Annotated in this window: 14 protein-coding genes, 1 pseudogene and 1 riboswitch; of the genes and pseudogenes, 1 reads left to right on the forward strand and 14 read right to left on the reverse strand. The window is 66.3% G+C overall.

Annotation, left to right across the window (positions count from 1 at the left end):
• Positions 1–4 precede the first annotated feature (4 nt).
• From cobS to X751_RS152045, 6 genes are read right to left on the reverse strand one after another with little or no spacing between them, the layout of a single operon-like run.
• The gene (gene cobS, locus X751_RS152070) at positions 5–772 is read right to left on the reverse strand and encodes an adenosylcobinamide-GDP ribazoletransferase (protein WP_031194701.1); all 768 of its coding nucleotides are present in this window, start codon (positions 770–772) and stop codon (positions 5–7) included.
• Positions 769–2,082 carry a cobyrinate a,c-diamide synthase gene (locus tag X751_RS152065; protein WP_023744659.1) on the reverse strand — a complete coding sequence of 438 codons (1,314 nt, stop codon included), beginning with the start codon at positions 2,080–2,082 and terminating at the stop codon, positions 769–771. Before X751_RS152065 ends, cobS begins: the two co-directional genes overlap by 4 nt.
• Complete coding sequence (gene cobA, locus X751_RS152060; protein ID WP_023744660.1) at positions 2,079–2,891, reverse strand: uroporphyrinogen-III C-methyltransferase; 813 nt, start codon at positions 2,889–2,891, stop codon at positions 2,079–2,081. Before cobA ends, X751_RS152065 begins: the two co-directional genes overlap by 4 nt.
• Entirely contained in the window at positions 2,888–3,652 is a 765-nt protein-coding gene (cobM, locus tag X751_RS152055; RefSeq protein ID WP_023685182.1) for a precorrin-4 C(11)-methyltransferase, read from the reverse strand. The genes cobA and cobM overlap by 4 nt, the downstream gene beginning before the upstream one ends.
• Positions 3,649–4,035, reverse strand: coding sequence for a cobalamin biosynthesis protein (locus X751_RS152050; protein ID WP_023685183.1), 387 nt, complete (start codon positions 4,033–4,035; stop codon positions 3,649–3,651). The genes cobM and X751_RS152050 overlap by 4 nt, the downstream gene beginning before the upstream one ends.
• Positions 4,032–5,258, reverse strand: coding sequence for a bifunctional cobalt-precorrin-7 (C(5))-methyltransferase/cobalt-precorrin-6B (C(15))-methyltransferase (locus X751_RS152045; protein ID WP_023744661.1), 1,227 nt, complete (start codon positions 5,256–5,258; stop codon positions 4,032–4,034). Before X751_RS152045 ends, X751_RS152050 begins: the two co-directional genes overlap by 4 nt.
• A 208-nt stretch (positions 5,259–5,466) precedes the next feature.
• Between X751_RS152045 and X751_RS152040 the strand changes: the two genes are divergently transcribed.
• Positions 5,467–6,225, forward strand: coding sequence for a cobalt-precorrin-6A reductase (locus tag X751_RS152040; RefSeq protein ID WP_031247073.1), 759 nt, complete (start codon positions 5,467–5,469; stop codon positions 6,223–6,225).
• On the opposite strand, the gene X751_RS152035 is transcribed toward X751_RS152040, so the two are convergent.
• The 8 genes and pseudogenes from X751_RS152035 to X751_RS152005 form a co-directional block, all read right to left on the reverse strand.
• Positions 6,189–6,953, reverse strand: coding sequence for a precorrin-3B C(17)-methyltransferase (locus X751_RS152035; protein ID WP_023685186.1), 765 nt, complete (start codon positions 6,951–6,953; stop codon positions 6,189–6,191). The genes X751_RS152040 and X751_RS152035 overlap by 37 nt on opposite strands.
• Positions 6,950–7,723, reverse strand: a complete 774-nt coding sequence (locus tag X751_RS152030) for a precorrin-2 C(20)-methyltransferase (RefSeq protein ID WP_031247074.1) — start codon at positions 7,721–7,723, stop codon at positions 6,950–6,952. The genes X751_RS152035 and X751_RS152030 overlap by 4 nt, the downstream gene beginning before the upstream one ends.
• Entirely contained in the window at positions 7,720–8,352 is a 633-nt protein-coding gene (locus tag X751_RS152025; protein ID WP_023744663.1) for a precorrin-8X methylmutase, read from the reverse strand. Before X751_RS152025 ends, X751_RS152030 begins: the two co-directional genes overlap by 4 nt.
• A gap of 2 nt (positions 8,353–8,354) precedes the next feature.
• Entirely contained in the window at positions 8,355–9,833 is a 1,479-nt protein-coding gene (gene cobG, locus X751_RS152020) for a precorrin-3B synthase (protein ID WP_023744664.1), read from the reverse strand.
• Positions 9,830–13,513, reverse strand: a pseudogene (gene cobN, locus X751_RS1000000167940) (cobaltochelatase subunit CobN). The gene cobG and the pseudogene cobN overlap by 4 nt, the downstream one beginning before the upstream one ends.
• An 18-nt stretch (positions 13,514–13,531) precedes the next feature.
• Complete coding sequence (gene cobW / locus X751_RS152015; protein ID WP_023698338.1) at positions 13,532–14,584, reverse strand: cobalamin biosynthesis protein CobW; 1,053 nt, start codon at positions 14,582–14,584, stop codon at positions 13,532–13,534.
• A gap of 2 nt (positions 14,585–14,586) precedes the next feature.
• The gene (locus tag X751_RS152010; protein ID WP_023685191.1) at positions 14,587–15,012 is read right to left on the reverse strand and encodes a DUF1636 family protein; all 426 of its coding nucleotides are present in this window, start codon (positions 15,010–15,012) and stop codon (positions 14,587–14,589) included.
• A gap of 37 nt (positions 15,013–15,049) precedes the next feature.
• Positions 15,050–15,257: riboswitch (cobalamin riboswitch) on the reverse strand.
• Between the two features lie 58 nt (positions 15,258–15,315).
• A complete protein-coding gene (locus tag X751_RS152005) occupies positions 15,316–16,008 on the reverse strand; it encodes a DUF6348 family protein (protein WP_023690307.1) in 693 nt (230 codons plus the stop codon).
• Between the last annotated feature and the right edge of the window lie 3 nt (positions 16,009–16,011).

Here is a 16,011-nt window from a genome sequence, read left to right on the forward strand (position 1 = left end):
AGAATCAGGACAGGGAAACGGAAGCGACGAGCAGGACAGTGATCTCGCCCAGCTGCTGCAGGGCGCCGATCGTGTCACCGGTGTGGCCGCCAATCTGGTTGAGGCAGAGCGCGCGCAAGGCGCTGAACACGAGAGCGAGCAGGATCAGTGCGGCAAAGGCGCCGCCGAGCCCCAGAGTCAGAAGCGGGATGGCCCCGAGCACGGCGCCGAGAACAGCTGTCTGGGTCGAGACGGTCCCGGCGCCGGCAGACAGGCCGTCACTGCGCGCCGCCGGCGCCAGATGCATGAACGCGCCGAGCAGGCCTCGCGAGGCGGCATGGGCGGCGATCAGCGCGAAGAGAACGCTTGTCGGATCGGCCAGTTGCGACAGCGCGCTCCAGCGAATGAGCATCGACAGGCCAAGCGCCGAAGCGCCATAGGCGCCGATACGGCTGTCGCGCATGATCTCGAGTTTTTTATCGCGCGTCTTGCCGCCGCCAAAGCCATCTGCGACATCCGACAGCCCATCCTCATGCAGGCAGCCGGTGGCGAGCAGGGTTGCTGCAAGCGCAAGTGCGGCCGCCGGCCCAGCGGCGAGACCGAGCTTTACCCCGATGGCGTAGACGACGGCGCCGACCAAAGCGACCGCGAGGCCGGCGGCAGGCGCCGCCCAGATCGCATCGGCCAGGCTGCGGCCACGAAAGTCGAAGACCGGCAGCGGCAGCCGGGTGAAGAAGACGAGGCAAAGCGCGACGTCGTCGAGCGCTTGCCGGGGTGAGGGCACGGCGGTCATGCACTCCTCGCAATGGCGTGGAAGAAGGTGCCGCTGACAAGGCCGCGGCGATAGCCGGAGGCGCCGAGCGGATTGCCCTGGCCATCGGCTAGGTCGGCCAGCGGCTCGTCATTGCCGGTGGCGATCATCTGCGCATAGTGGAATTCATGGCCACGGATCAGCGCGCCTTGCGGCCCCAGCGGACAGGCGGCGCGCAGGCGTGCCTCGCGGTAGCCGAGGTTCATCTTGCGCTTGGCAAAGCTGGTAGAATGGCCGAGCAGGCCAAGCATGGCGTGCGTCTCGCCGGCCGCGTCCTCCAGCGCTTCGCCCAGCACCATGAAGCCGCCGCACTCGCCATGGATGGGTTTGGTCTCGGCAAACCTTGCCATGCCAGCTCGGAAATTGGTCGCCGCCGCGAGGCGGCCGGCGTGAAGCTCGGGATAGCCGCCGGGCAGCCAGCAGACATCGCAATCCTGCGCCGGTGCTTCGTCGGCGAGCGGCGAGAACGGCACGATCTCGGCGCCGGCCTGACGCCAGTGGGCGGCGACGTGCGGATAGAGGAAGGTGAAAGCGGCATCTTCGGCGAGTGCGATGCGCTGGCCGGGCGGCTGCAAGGCATTTTCGAAACTGCCCGGTGACGGCGAAAACGGCGCGGCCAGCGCCATGATGGCGTCAAGGTCGAGGGATTTCTCGACCATGTCGGCGAGGCGGTCGAGATGCGTCATCAGGTCGGCATATTCGCCGGCTTGGACGAGGCCGAGATGGCGCTCCGGCAAATTGAGCGTGGGATCGCGCAGGATGGCGCCGACGACCGGCAGGCCGAGCGCTTCGATAGCCTCGCTGCACAGCTTGCGGTGGCGCTCGCTGCCGAGGCGGTTGAGCACGATTCCGGCCATGCGCACATCGGAATCATAGGTGGCAAAGCCCTTGGCGACGGCGGCCGCCGTCGTCGACTGTCCCGAGACGTCGAGCACCAAAAGCACCGGCAGGTGGTAGAGCCGCGCCAGATCGGCGGCCGAGCCGGTGCGGCCTTGTCCGGCCGGGATGCCGTCGAACAGGCCCATGGCGCTTTCGAGGAAGATAAAATCGGCGTCCTCGGTGGCATTGCCGGCCAACGCGTTGAGCAGGTCAGGCGACATCGCCCAGCTGTCCAGGTTGACGCCGGACAGGCCGGTGGCGGCGGTATGAAAACCCGGATCGATATAGTCGGGGCCGGACTTGGCGCCGCGCACCTTGATGCCGCGCCGGGCGAGTGCGCGCAAAATGCCGATGGTGACGCTGGTCTTGCCGGAGCCGGAACGCGGCGCGCCGATGATGATGGCGCGGGTCATGCGTTACCCGCCAGTGCCGCGCGCATGGCGACGATGCCGCCGACGACAATGAGGGCCGGCGAGGCCAATTCCGCCGCGGCGGCCGCTTCGGAAATGGTGGCGAGTGTCGCGACGACGGTCCGCTCCTGCGGTGTCGTCGCCGAAACGATGACAGCCGCCGGCGTCGACGGCGCCAGCCCGCCTTCGAGCAGCGACGCGGCGATAACAGGCAGATTGGCCATGCCCATATAGATGACCACCGGCTGGCCGGTGCGGGCGATCGCGCCCCAGTCGAGATCGTCATCTGTGCCGGCGGCATGACCTGTCGCCAGGATGATCGCCTTGTTGATGCCGCGCATGGTTGCGGGAATGCCGGTGGCGGCCAGCGCGCTCAGCCCCGATGTCAGGCCGGGCATGACGCGGAAAGGGATTTTTTCGCGCGCCAGCGCCAGCGCCTCTTCGCCGCCGCGGCCGAAAATATAGGGATCGCCGCCCTTCAGCCGGACGACGCGGCGGCCCTCGCGTGCCAGCCGCACCAGCAAAGCGGTGATATCGTCCTGCCTCATGGACGGTTTGCCGCCGCGTTTTCCTGCAAAGAACAGCTGGGCATTGTCCGCAACGGCGACAACGTCAGAGGAGACCAGCGCGTCATAGACCACAGCGTCGGCCTCGGCCAATGCCGCCAGCACTTCCAGCGTCAGGCAGCCGGGATCGCCGGGGCCGGCGCCGGCCAGCCAGACATGGCCCGGCTCAAGCCGGCGCGGCTTGAAGTTCAGCCGGGCAAGGGCCTGTTCGAGCGTGGTGTTTTCGCTTTTGGTCTTGCCGCTCACAATCCGTCCCGTCCCCGGAAACGCCGCTGGTAGTGGGCGTCGTACAATGAACTCTCGCCAAAACCTTCCGCTGCCAGCGAGCGGCCGACGAAGATGATCGCCGTGCGCTCCATCGGGTCGGCGGCGAGCAATGCCTCGATCGTGGCGAGCGTGCCGGTCAGCACGTGCTCGTCCGGCCATGAAGCGCGAAAGACGATCGCCACCGGGCAATCGCCGCCATAATGCGGCGACAATTCGGCGACGACTCGGTCGATGGCGTGGATGGCGAGATGAATGGCCAGTGTGGCGCCGGTGCGGCCGAAGCCGGCCAGCGTTTCGCCCGGCGGCATTTTCGAGGCGCGGCCGGAGACGCGGGTCAGCACCAGGCTTTGCGCCACCTCGGGAATGGTCAGTTCGCGGCGAAGGGCTGCGGCTGCGGCGGCGAAAGAGGGAACGCCCGGCGTCAGCGTGTAAGGAATGCCGTGTTTTTCCAGCCGGCGGATCTGCTCGGCCACGGCGCTCCACACCGAGAGGTCGCCGGAATGCAGGCGGGCGACATCGTGGCCGGCCTGGTGGGCTGTCACATATTCGACCTCGATTTCGTCGAGTGACATCGGCGCCGTATCGATCAGTTTGGTCCCCGGTGCGCAGTGTTGCAGCAATTCCGGCGCGACGATCGAGCCGGCATGCAGACAGACCGGGCAGCTTGCCAGCAGCTTGGCGCCGCGCAGTGTGATGAGGTCGGCGGCGCCGGGACCGGCGCCGATGAAATGCACGGTCATGGCGCGTCTCCGCTGATGGCGATGGCGCAGGTGACCGGGCCGAGCACGGTGCGTGGACCAAGCAGCTTTGCACCGGGGCCGGCAACGGTAAGGGCGGAGGCTTCTGAGACGGAGGGTGTGCCGGCGAGATCCTGCGAGAGATCGGATTTGCTGAGTGCCTCCGACGAGACGGCCTGAAGTGCTGCGTCATCAACGATGATGACGGGAAGGTTGAGCGTGCGGCCAGCGGCAGAGATCGCTTCTTCGTCTTTCTTGAGCGCGGCGGTCGCCAAGGCCGACAGCGCCGTTATCGCCAGCCCGTGCGCTTCGAGGGCGGTTTCGATCGCCGCGAGCACGTCTTCGACGCTCACGCCCTTCCGGCTGCCGATGCCCGCCACCATCATGGCTTCACCCAGCTCCACTGGGTGACCGGCATGGCCGGGCGCCAGGCCTGCATCGAACCGACAGGAGAAGCGCGGGAAATGGTGACGCGGGTAAGGTCGCCGCCGCGCTTGATGTGCTCCGCGAGAAGCAGCGCCTCCATCTCCAGCGTCACCGCATTGGCAACGAGACGGCCACGGGATGGCAGCGCCTTGATGGCGGCGTTCAGTACGCCGGCGTCGCTGCCACCTCCGCCGATGAAGATCGCATCCGGCGTGTCCAGCCCGGCCAGTGCCTTGGGCGCCGACCCTTCCACCACGACAAGACCGGGCACGCCGCAATGCGCGGCGTTGCGGACGATGCGGGCGGCGCGGTCGCTGTTGGCCTCGATGGCGATGGCGCGCATCGAGGGGTGAGCGAGCATCCATTCGATGCCGATGGAGCCGGAACCGGCGCCGATGTCCCACAGCAATTCGCCACGCCTCGGCGCCAGCGCCGCAAGCGTGATGGCGCGGATGTCGTGCTTGGTGATCTGGCCGTCGTGCTCGAACAGATGGTCGGCGCGGCCAACGGTCAGCGGCAGGATGCGGGCCTCTTGTGTCGATTCAAGCTCAAGCGCCAGCACGTTGAGCGGATTGATGTCTCTGAGATCGAAAGCGTCGGCACGTGCCGAGCGAAGCTTCTCGTTCGGTCCGCCCAGCGCTTCCAGAACGGTCAGCCGCGAACCGCCGAAGTCGAGCTCTACGAGCAGGCGCGCTATTGTCGCTGGTGCGTCGCCGTCCGATGTCAGCGCCAGGATGCGCGCCCTGGGATGCAGCAGCGGCCGGATCAGGTCGAGCGGCCTTCCATGCAGCGAGATCGTCTCGATGTCCTGCAACGCCCAGCCGAGCCGGGCGGCAGCCAGCGAAATCGCCGATGGCGCGGGGATGACATGCATCTCTTCAGGCTTGACCTTGCGGGCAAGGGTGGCGCCGACCCCGTGGAAGAATGGATCACCGGAGGCGAGCACGCAGACGCGCCGGCCGGCCAGCGCCAGCACGTCTGCCATGCCGGCATCGAATGGCACCGGCCATGGGCGCTGCTCACCCTTGATGAGCGAAGCCACCAGCGCCAGATGCCGCTTGCCGCCGAAGACGGTCTCGGCGTCAGCGATCTGCCGCTTGGCCTCGTCGCCGAGACTCGCTAAACCGTCCTCGCCGATGCCGACGATTGTAAGCCATTTTGGCGTGGGCTGTTTTTTTGACATGTCGCGCCGCCCCTCATCCGCCTGAGGCGTTCGTCGTTCGAAAAGTCAAGCAATTGACTTTTCGTCTGCCAGCCAGACCACTCCTCACCTCCCCGTGTGGTGACGGGGAGAAGGGAGACGCTCCGGCGCTGACGCCTCCCTCTCCCCGTTCTTCACGGGGAGAGGGTAGGGGTGAGGGGCAGCGCAGACGCTGTTCAACATGGTGCTCATGAAGAAGATTCTGATCCTTGGCGGCACGACAGAAGCGCGCCAATTGGCCGGAAAACTGGTGGAAGATTTCCTCGTCACTCTGTCGCTGGCCGGCCGTACCGAAAGCCCGGTCGCGCAAGGCGTGCCGGTGCGCAGCGGCGGCTTTGGCGGCGCCGACGGGCTGGCGGCCTATCTCAAGGAGACGCGAACCGATCTGCTGATCGACGCGACGCATCCCTATGCCGCGCGAATTTCCGCCAATGCGGCGCAAGCCGCGCGCACTTCGGTTGTGCCGATCCTTGCTTTGCGCCGCCCTGGCTGGGAGCCAATAGATGGCGACCGCTGGACGCAGATCGATACGACAGGCGATGCGGTGCACGCGCTTGGGTCGCCGCCGCGCCGTGCCTTCCTGGCGCTCGGCCGGCAGGAGGTCGCGGCTTTCGAGGCGGCGCCGCAGCATCATTACCTTGTCCGCAGCGTCGATCCGGTCGAGCCGAAACTGGCGGTGCCTGATGCGACCTACCTGCTGGCGCGTGGGCCGTTTCGCGAGGCGGATGAACGCGCGCTGCTCGAGGAGCACCGCATCGATGTCGTCGTATCCAAGAACAGCGGCGGCGAGGCCACCTACGGCAAGATCGCGGCGGCGCGGGCGCTCGGTATCGAGGTGGTGATGGTGCGCAGGCCCATCCTGCCGGAGGTGCCGTCGGCCGAAACTGTCGAAGCATTGGCCGCGATGATCGATCATGGTCTCGACCCCGTCGCGGAACGCGGTGTGTAGACCAGCGCCGGTTTGTCACCGCGCTTGATGATCCTTGTCTCCGGCGAGCCGATGATGATGCAGGTCGCCATGTCGGCCCTTTCCGCCTCGACATCGGCCAACAGAAAAACCTCGATGCGCTCGTCCGGGCGGCCGGCGGCGCGGCCGAAGATGACCGGCGTGGTGCCGGGCAGGATGGCGCGCAGGCATTCGAAGGCACGGCCGAGCTGCCAAGGGCGCGCCTTGCTGATCGGATTGTAGAGCGCGATGACGAAGCCGGCGCCGGCGGCAGCGAGCAGGCGCAGTTCGATCAGCTCCCACGGTTTGAGATTGTCGGATAGCGAGATGGCGCAGAAATCATGGCCGAGCGGGGCGCCGATGCGGGCGGCGACAGCCAGCATCGCAGTGATGCCCGGCACGACGGCGACATCGACCGCGCGCCACTCGGCCGGACCGGCCTCGATCGCCTCACAGACCGCGGCGGCCATGGCAAAGACGCCGGGATCGCCGCCGGAAACGACGGCGACGTCATGGCCCTCGGCGGCCTTGACCAGCGCGTCCTTGGAGCGGGCGAGTTCCTCGCGATTATCCGAGGCGACGCGGGTCTGGTCCGGGCGCAGCTCCAGCCGGTCGAGATAAGGCTTGTAGCCATAGAAGAACTTTGCCTCGGCGACGGCGCGGCTGGCTTGCGGCGTCACCTGATCGGCATTGCCGGGCCCAAGGCCGATGACGGTGAGGCGGCCGCTCATGGCTTGGCTCCCATAACGCCAGGCCGGCCGGACCAGCCGGCGACCAGCACGATGGCGAAATAGGGGGCCTTGTCGTCCGGCTTGTCGGCAAGCTTCATCGAGATGCTGCCGGCCATGGTGCCGCGCTCGACATAAACGGCGCGGGCGAGCTTGCCGGTGGCCTCCAGCGCCCGCCTGATCTTGGGCAGATTGCGGCCGACCTTCATGATGACGGCGGCATCCGTGTCGGCGAGACGGCGCGTCAGCTCGAACTCGCTCATCGTGCCGGGCAAAACCGTCAGGACATCGTCGCCCTGGACGATCGGCACGCCGGTCTGCGACCAGCAGCCGGACATGGCGGTGACGCCGGGGATGACCTCGGTCTGGAAGCGATGGGCGAGGCGGACATGCAGGTGCATGTAGGAGCCGTAGAACAGCGGATCGCCTTCGGAGAGCACGGCGACCATGCGGCCGGCTTCGAGGTGCTCGGCGACCTTCTCGGCCGACTCCTCGTAGAAATCGGTGATCTGCGAGCGATAGTCGTCGTGATCCTTGTCGATCTCGGTGGTGACGGGATAGAGCAGCGGCAGCTCCAGCATGTCCGGGCGGAAGCGCGCCTCGACGATGGCGCGGGCATTGCTGTTGTTTCCGCGCTTGGCGAAGTAAGCGACGACGTCGGCCTCGGCCAGGATGCGCGCACCTTTCAGCGTCAAAAGTTCCGGATCGCCGGGACCGGTGCCGACGCCGACGAGGCGGCCTTTTGCCAGATCTTCTTCGACAGCCGCGTTCACAGGCCGGGCCTCGCTAGCGAGTTGAGCGCGGCGGCGGTCATGGCGCTGCCGCCGAGGCGTCCCCGCACGATGGCGTAGGGCACGCCATAGGAATTCTCGGCCAGCGCATCCTTGGATTCGGCCGCACCGACGAAGCCGACCGGCATGCCGATGATCGCAGCCGGCTTCGGCGCGCCGTCGCGCAGTTTTTCGAGCAGATAGAACAAAGCGGTCGGCGCGTTGCCGATGGCGACGACCGAACCGGCCATGCGCTCGCCCCACAGGTCGATCGCGGCGGCCGAGCGGGTGTTGCCGATGTCTCTGGCGATGTCGTGCGTGCGCGGATCGCGCAAGGTACAGATCACCTCGTTGCCCGCCGGCAGCCTGGCGCGGGTGACGCCATGCGACACCATTTCCGCGTCGCAGAAGATCGGCGCGCCCGCCGCTAAAGCGGTCCGCGCCGCGGCGACGAAATCGCTGGAGAAGACAAAATGACTTGATGCCTCGACCTGGCCGCAGGCATGGATCATGCGGATGGCGACATCGGCCTCGGCCTCCGAAAAGCGCGACAAATCGGCCTCGGCGCGGATGATGGCGAAGGAGCGCTCGTAGATCGCGTTGCCGTCATGGATGTAATCGTAGGCGGCCATGCTTATTCCTGTCGGTAGCTTTCGGCGATTGCCGCCGGCCCGAGCCTTGTCAGGCAAGCGGCGGCGGTTTCGCCCTGAAATCGTGCGCTGCGGACCATCGCCGCGACGCGACTGACGCCGCGTGCGGCGTCATAGCCCGGCCTGTAGCCCGCAGGAAGGGCCTTTGCCGTCGCGTTCACGACAAGTCCGGCTCCGTTTTCGCCGCCGACGATTGTTAGCGCGGCAGAGCCGGGGTGAGCGCAGCCCTTGGCGCAGCCGGAAATGTGCAGTGTGAAGTCGAGGATATCAGCGTTTTCGGCGGCGATTGTCTCGGCGATGTCGCGCGTGGCGATGCGGCCGGAGGCACACGCAGGGGTGCCGGGGCAGGCGGCGATGCGGGTGCGCGGGTCGGCGGCGGTGGTGACGAAGCCGAGCGCGGTGGCGGTGGCTTGCAGGAGGTGGTTTGCGGACGATGGTTGGCCGAGGAAAAGCAAGGCGCGGCCGGGGGCGAGACGGATTTCGGCGACGCCGAGGGACAGGGCGCTTTGGGCGAGGGCGATGGGTTTTTCGGCCGGCATGCTGCCGAAGGGGAGGGCTATGCCGAGAGCGGTGGTGTCGTTGGATAAGGGGAAAAGACCGATAGGCCGGCGATCCTGCACACCCCCCTCTGTCCTGCCGGACATCTCCCCCTCAAGGGGGGAGATCGGCAGCTTCGATGCCGGCTTTTCCTTAACAACACCGGAGATTAGCGAAATCATCGGTGAAAGCGTAATCTCCCCCCTTGAGGGGGAGATGTCCGGCAGGACAGAGGGGGGCGCCTCGCGCAAACTTGTCAAACATAGCCAATCGGCAAGAGATGCCAATTGCCTCTCAGACAAATCCTTTGCATGGGCGTCGCGGCCCTTCTCTGCAACCATTCGAAGAGCAGCGACAGTGATATCGCGCGCTGCATCGTCCCCAACCGTCGCAAGCAGTCTCGCGCTTTGGCCGTCAACAGCGACAGATACAGTCCACAGAACGCTAGCGCTGAATCGCACCGCCTTCAGCCTGACATCGGCCGTCACCCCATCCATCGTCAACTGCCCGCCGCCATCGACAACCACCGAAACCTTCGGCCCGAGCCTTGGCGTCAGCCCAGCTTCCTCGACCGCAGCCCTGACCCGCTCAGCCAAAGCTCGCGGATCGGCAATCTCCCGCGGATCGATGCCGGCCAGCGGCCCGGTCTCGACCGGCACGCCGGTGCGCACGGCGATGCCCAGCGCATCCACCTCCGCCGCCAGCAGCCCAGCACTTTCCGCTGTCAGGCCGCGTATCTGCAGGCTGCCTCGTGCGGTCACTTCCATGATGCCGTTGCCGTGCCGCAGGGCGGATTCGGCGAGTCGGATCAAAAGCTTGGGCGAAAGACCTCCAGCTACAGGATTAAGCCGCACCAGCAGGCCATCGCCGGTCTGCATCGGCGCCGAGAGAGCCGGACAGGCGCCGCGGCGCGAGAAGGCGTTCATACCGCGACCCCGAGCGCCTCGGCCTCGGCGATCAACGCCGCGAGATCGTCGTCGATCGAGTTGCGCAAGGGATGCCACAGCCCGCGCCGGCGCGCCGACAGGAAGCGTTCGGCGATGACTTTGGCTGCGGCCGGGTTTTCGCGCAGGATGAAAGCGCGAACGTTGGCGTCGCCGACATAGGCGTCATGTACAGCCTCGATCAGCGCGCCTGAAATGGCGTGGGTGGTTTCGGCGAAACCGATGAGACGGTCGACGGTCTCGGCGAATTCCGAGGCGCCGCGCGGGCCGTGCCGCATCTGGCCGGCGATGAAACGCGCATTGACGGCTCGCGCCCGCACAACCCGCGACACAGCCTCGCCGACCGAGCGCGGCTTCGGCTTTTGCGGGTCGGTGGTGTCGAGCACGATGACATCGGCATTGCGGCCCAGCGCCGCCAGCGCTGCCGAAAAGCCGCCGATGAAGGCGACGTCGGCGGAGCCCTCGAGAATGTCGCGGCCGGGATCGTCGCCGGTGTGGACCAGCAGATCGGCCTCGGCGACGCGGGTCTCGAAAGCGCCGGGGGAGGCGATGCCTTCGCCCTCTGCGCCGCCATAAGCATGTGATGTCGCATCGAGATAGGCGCGGCCGATTTCTTCGCGCCCGACCCAGTCGCCGCTGGACAGCAGGTCCTCGACGCCGGCGCCGTAGGTGCCGGGCGAGGTGCCGAAGATGCGCGGGCCGATCTTGCCATCGGCACGGGTTCTGGCGGCGAGCGGGTTTTCCGAATCGTCCTCGTCGCGCGCGGCAACGGCGTTGGCGGCGGCGTCGATCAGCGCGATCTGGGTCGGGAACATGTCGCGGAACAGACCCGAAATCCGCCAGGTGACATCGACGCGAGGGCGACCGAGCGTGGCCGGCGGCAGCACTTCGATGCCGGTGATGCGGCCGGTGGCCGAATCCCATTGCGGCCGGCAGCCCATCAGCGCCAGGCCTTGCGCGATCTCCTCGCCGCCGGTGCGCAGCGAGGCCGAGCCCCAGAGGTCGATGACCAGCGAGCGCGGCCAGTCGCCATGCGACTGCATATAGCCGCGCACGACTTCTTCTGCCGCCGCCTTTCCCAGATCGTAGGCGGTCGGCGTCGGCATGGTGCGCGGGTCGGAGGTGAACAGGTTGCGGCCGGTGGGCAGCACGTCGGAGCGGCCACGCGCCGGTGCGCCCGCCGGACCCGCCTTGATGTGACGGCCGTCGAGCGCCGCCAGCAGCGCGGCCTTCTCGGCTTCGGCGCTTTGCCGGCGCATGGCGTCGGGTTCGTCGTCTGGCGCGCGGCCGTAAATATGCAGGCCGTCCTTGATGGCGAAATCCTTGAGGTCGCAGAGCCAGGCGTCGATGCGGCGCAGCGCCTCGTCGGGCGCATCGGTTCCGGCGACGCCGGCTTCGGAGGCGAAGCCGGTCTTTTGCGCCGTGTCGACGATCAGCTTGGCCAGACGATCGCGGCGGCGGCGGTCGAGGCCGTCGGCCTGGGCATATTCGTCGACGAGGCGTTCGAGCTTGTGCTGCCCTTCGTCGAGGCCGGCACCGGTCAGCCGCGGCGGCAGATGGCCAAGCGTGACGGCGGCGATACGCCGCTTCGCCTGCGCCGCTTCGCCGGGATTGGAGACGATGAAGGGGTAAATGACGGGCAACGAGCCGGTGACGATCTCGGGGAAGCAGTTTTGTGAGAGCGCTACCGTCTTGCCGGGCAGCCATTCCAGCGTGCCATGGGCGCCGACATGGATGAGAGCATGGATGCGGAGCGATTTGCGCAGCCACAGGCCGAAGGCCAGCAGATCGTGGCGCGGCGGCAGCGTCGGGTCGTGGTAGTCGGCGCGGCGGTCGGCCGAGCGGCCACGGTCGGGGGCGAGAGCGACAGTGATGTTGCCGAAGGTGGCGGCGCGGAAAGGGAAGCCGCTCTTGCCCTCCCCCTTGTGGGGAGGGTGGCCCGCAGGGCCGGGTNGGGGGTGGTGCACCGCTACCCCCACCCCGTTTCGCGCCATCCGCTTCGCGAATGTCGCGAACCGACCCTCCCCACAAGGGGGAGCGTGAAGGAGCACCCCATGCCGCCTCGACTGCAGCCAGTGCCTCAGCCGGCAAATCCTTCGAGAAGTCCAGATACTCTTCCAGCCCCAGCCCACCATCGCTCCGCTCCAACGCGTCCAGCAGCGCACGCGGCGTTTCTGGAATCCCGTCAACGCGATAGCCCTGCTCCTTCAGGTCATGCAGCATGGCCAGCACGCTGGACGGCACATCCAGGCCCACTGCATAGCCAGTGCGGCCGGGCGCGCTCGGATAGTCCGGAATGAGGATCGCCAACTTACGCGTCGCGCGGGGCGTCTGCTGCAACCGTGTGAACGCCGCTAGCCTGTCCGCCACTTGCGCCACGCGATCCGGTTCCGGGCGGTTGGCGAAGGCGCGGTGGCCGAGCGCCGGGTCGGTCTCGCTCTCGCCCTTGAAGGAAATCGCGCCGGCGAGGATGCGGCCGTCGAGTTCGGGCAGCACGACATGCATGGCGAGGTCGGCGGGCGCCAGGCCGCGCTGGTTGTTGTCCCAGACGTCGCGGCGGGTGGTGGCGACGATGACCTGGAAGACAGGCACGCCGGCGCGGTCGAACAAGGTTTCGACGCCCGGTTCGGCGCCGGAAGCGAAGGCGGTCGCGGTGATGATGGCGGCGGGGTTGAGCGCGGCCAGAGCAGTTTCGACGAAGGCCAGGGAGGTCGGGTCTTTGAGGCTGGAGACGAAGATCGGGATCGGTCTCATGCCGCGCTGGCGGAGTGCATCAAAGAGGGCATCGATTGGCGCGACATCGGCGGCCAGCAGCATCGAGCGGTAGAAGAGGATGGGGATGATGGGAGGGTTGATGTTGTCTGCGCCGAGTTCCCGCCCACCCCCCTCTGTCCTGCCGGACATCTCCCCCGCAAGGGGGGAGATTGCGCTGTCATCGACGCTTTCGCCGATCGGGGATGTTGCAGAGGAATCTATTATCGGCTGGGCAGAAAAAGTGCCGAGGTCCGCGCCGGCTGATCTCCCCCCTTGAGGGGGAGATGTCCGGTAGGACAGAGGGGGGTGTGACGGAACGCCGACATCGGCAAATTCGACCACGCCGCAGCAAGGCTCATAAAACCCGGCTTTCGGCACGCTAACCGGGTCAGCCGAAGCCGCATCCTGCCCAGCCAACCCCGCCAGCCGCTGCATCAGCGCTGCCATATTCTCCGGCCCGCCCTCGCGGAAATAGCCCAGCAGGCCGTCCAGCTCCTCGCGCGGCAGCGTCGAGGCTTCGATCAGCCTGAGGTCCTCGTCATGGCTTTCACCAGGCAGCAGCGCCAGCTTGATGCCACGTTCGCGAGCAGTCACCGCGAGTTGGTCGCAGCCATAGCGCCACCAGTCATAGCCGCCGAGGATGCGCGCCAAGATCACCTTGGCCTGGCGGGCGACGCTGTCGATCCAGAGGTCCACGGACATGGGATGGCGCAGGTCGCGCAGCGCCGCCAGCCGCATNCCAGCCGCATCGACGGCAGGCGGGCGGCATCGGCCTTCCACGCCGCCGCGAGGCCGGCGAGGTCGCTGTCGGTGAAGGACAGCGCCACGATATCCGCCGGCGTCTGCCCGAGATCGACGGGCTCGGCGAGATCGTCGAGCGAGGCGGATGTGGTGGTGAGTATATGCATTTCGGCTCGTGGTTTGGATCAGCCGGCGAGTATACGCTCGATCGCCGGGCGGTTCAGTCCTTTCAGGCCAATGACGACAAGACGCGAGCGGCGGTCGTCCTCAGCCGCCCAGGCGCGGTCATAGTAATGATTGACGCGCGGGCCGACGGCCTGCAGCAAAAGCCGCATCGGCTTGCCGCCGACATCGACGAAGCCTTTTACACGCAACACGTTTTCCTGTTCGGCGGCGGTGGCGACGCGCTTGGCCAGGTCGTCGGGATTGGCGATCGAGGGGATGTCGACGATGAAGGTGTCGAAATCGTCATGCTCATGATCGAAAGCGCCGTCGTGATGCGACTTGCGGTTCTCGATGTCGTCTTCGACGGCGAGACCGAGGCCAAGCAGCACCGACGGGTCGACCTTGCCATGCGCAGTCGGCACGATTTTTACCGCGCGGGCGGAATGTTCATTGATGATGGCGTTGGCGCGGGCCGAACCGGGGGCGTCCATCAGATCGCTCTTCGACAGGATGATCAAATCGGCGCAGGCGATCTGGTCCTCGAACACTTCTTCGACAGGATCGTCATGGTCGAGCGTCTCGTCCTGAGCGCGCTGTGCCTGCAAAGCGTCCATGTCGTTGGCGACGCGGCCTTCGGCCAGCGCCGGGCCGTCTACCACGGCGATGACACCGTCGACGGTTACCCGGCTCTTCACGCTCGGCCACTGGAACGCCTGGACCAGCGGCTTGGGCAGAGCCAGGCCCGAGGTCTCGATCAGGATGTGGTCAACCTTCGGTGTCAGCGCGAGGATCTTGTCGAGGGCGGGCACGAAATCGTCGGCGACTGTACAGCAGATGCAGCCATTGGCCAGTTCGACGATGTTTTCCTCGGGGCAGGTGTCGATGCCGCAGCCTTTCAGGATTTCCCCGTCGATGCCGATGTCGCCGAACTCGTTGACGATGATGGCGATGCGCTTGCCGCCGGCATTTTCCAGGAGATGGCGGACCAGCGTCGTCTTGCCGGCGCCGAGGAAGCCTGTAACGACAGTGCAGGGAACACGGGAGAGGTTGGCGGCCGGGTTTGAAGCGTTCATCGTCAGTCCTTCAGCATGTCGAGGGGTGGGATGCGGGCAACGAGGCCGCGCTTGAGGCTATCGGGCCGGCCGCGCCACGGGATGAGGCCGTCGGCCGAAGTCGCGAAGAGCTTTGCGCCGGTAACGAGGTCGGCGCCGCTGGTTGCGGTCAGATCGCCGAAGACATAGCTCCAGCAGCCATCGCGCAGGATCGCGGCGCTGAGGCGGCGCTTGCAATTGCCGAGACATTCGGCGGTGCGGACCCGGATATCGCCGGCAGCGGCGCGGCCTGTGTCCTCAGCCAGCAATTCGCCGGCGCGCGGATGGGCGTCGGAACCGGTCTCATCGCGGCAGGAGGCGCAGACGATGACGGTCACGCCGGTCAGGGCGTCGTTGTCGCCGGACGCAATGTCCGTTGTGCCAGCCGAAAAACTGCTGTTCTGGTCCAAAAACCGTGCTCCTTGCCCGGAAACCCGCCAGGCGATCGGATACTTTGTCTCAGACGGCAGGTCTCCTGGCTCGCGAGTCATTGCCTTGGTTAGCCGCCTTCCCGGTGTTACCCAGTGGCTTTCGGCCTTGGCTCTTCGCTTACAGTTGCGGGGACAGCCGCGGATTTGGGATTTTTTCGTCCCGCACCGCATTCCCTCTTGGCCCTTGCCGTTGCGGGCAGGGGACCGTCTGGAGCGGATTTAGGCTTTTGCAGGCAGCGGTGTCAACGCACGGCTACGACATGGCGATGTCGGCAGGGGCTGTCATGTCCCGGCTTCCGGCAGTGCCAGGATGACCTGTCGGATAGCTTGATAGCCATCGCTATAGTCCCAGTCATGACCGACAGCCAGATTCTGTCCCTCATGCCAAACCGCGTTGTCCAGAAGGACTTCGGCACTAATCAGCGTGCCCTTCAAGCCTGCCAGAAAGGTCCGGACAAAATGGCTTCCGGGGGGTACCGAAGCTGTGAACAGCTTTTCCAGCTTGGCATAGAATGCTGGATAGCCTGGTGTCAGCGAGCATAGCTCGGTTGTGGCCTGGGAAATGACCGGGCCGCTATAGATTTTCCAGCGGGCATCTTTTCGCCAGATCTTCCAACTGGCGCTGCTTCGCTGCCAAAGCTCTATTTCGGCCTGCATGTTCTCGCAGACGTGATCGGCCAGTCCCTCAATGGCCACATGGAAAACACCACGGAGAAACTTTTCAAACGCCTGGTTCAGTTCCTGTTCGCGCGTGTCGCCGAAGCCAGCAAAGGATTCAATGACCGGCTGAACATCAAGCAGCGGAGAAAAAATGTAGATTTCCAGGACCAGCCGGTCAGAACTCGTCTCGAACACCTCAGCCTCAAACCGAAGCTGCTTCGATTGGAGCATGACGTCCCTATCTCTGCGGACTGCATCTATTCCATGCGCAATGAGGGCGCCATGGATCATGTCGAGCACTTTGTCCGATGCCATTGC

Source organism: Mesorhizobium sp. LNJC394B00, assembly GCF_000502555.1.
Taxonomy (GTDB): Bacteria; Pseudomonadota; Alphaproteobacteria; order Rhizobiales; family Rhizobiaceae; genus Mesorhizobium.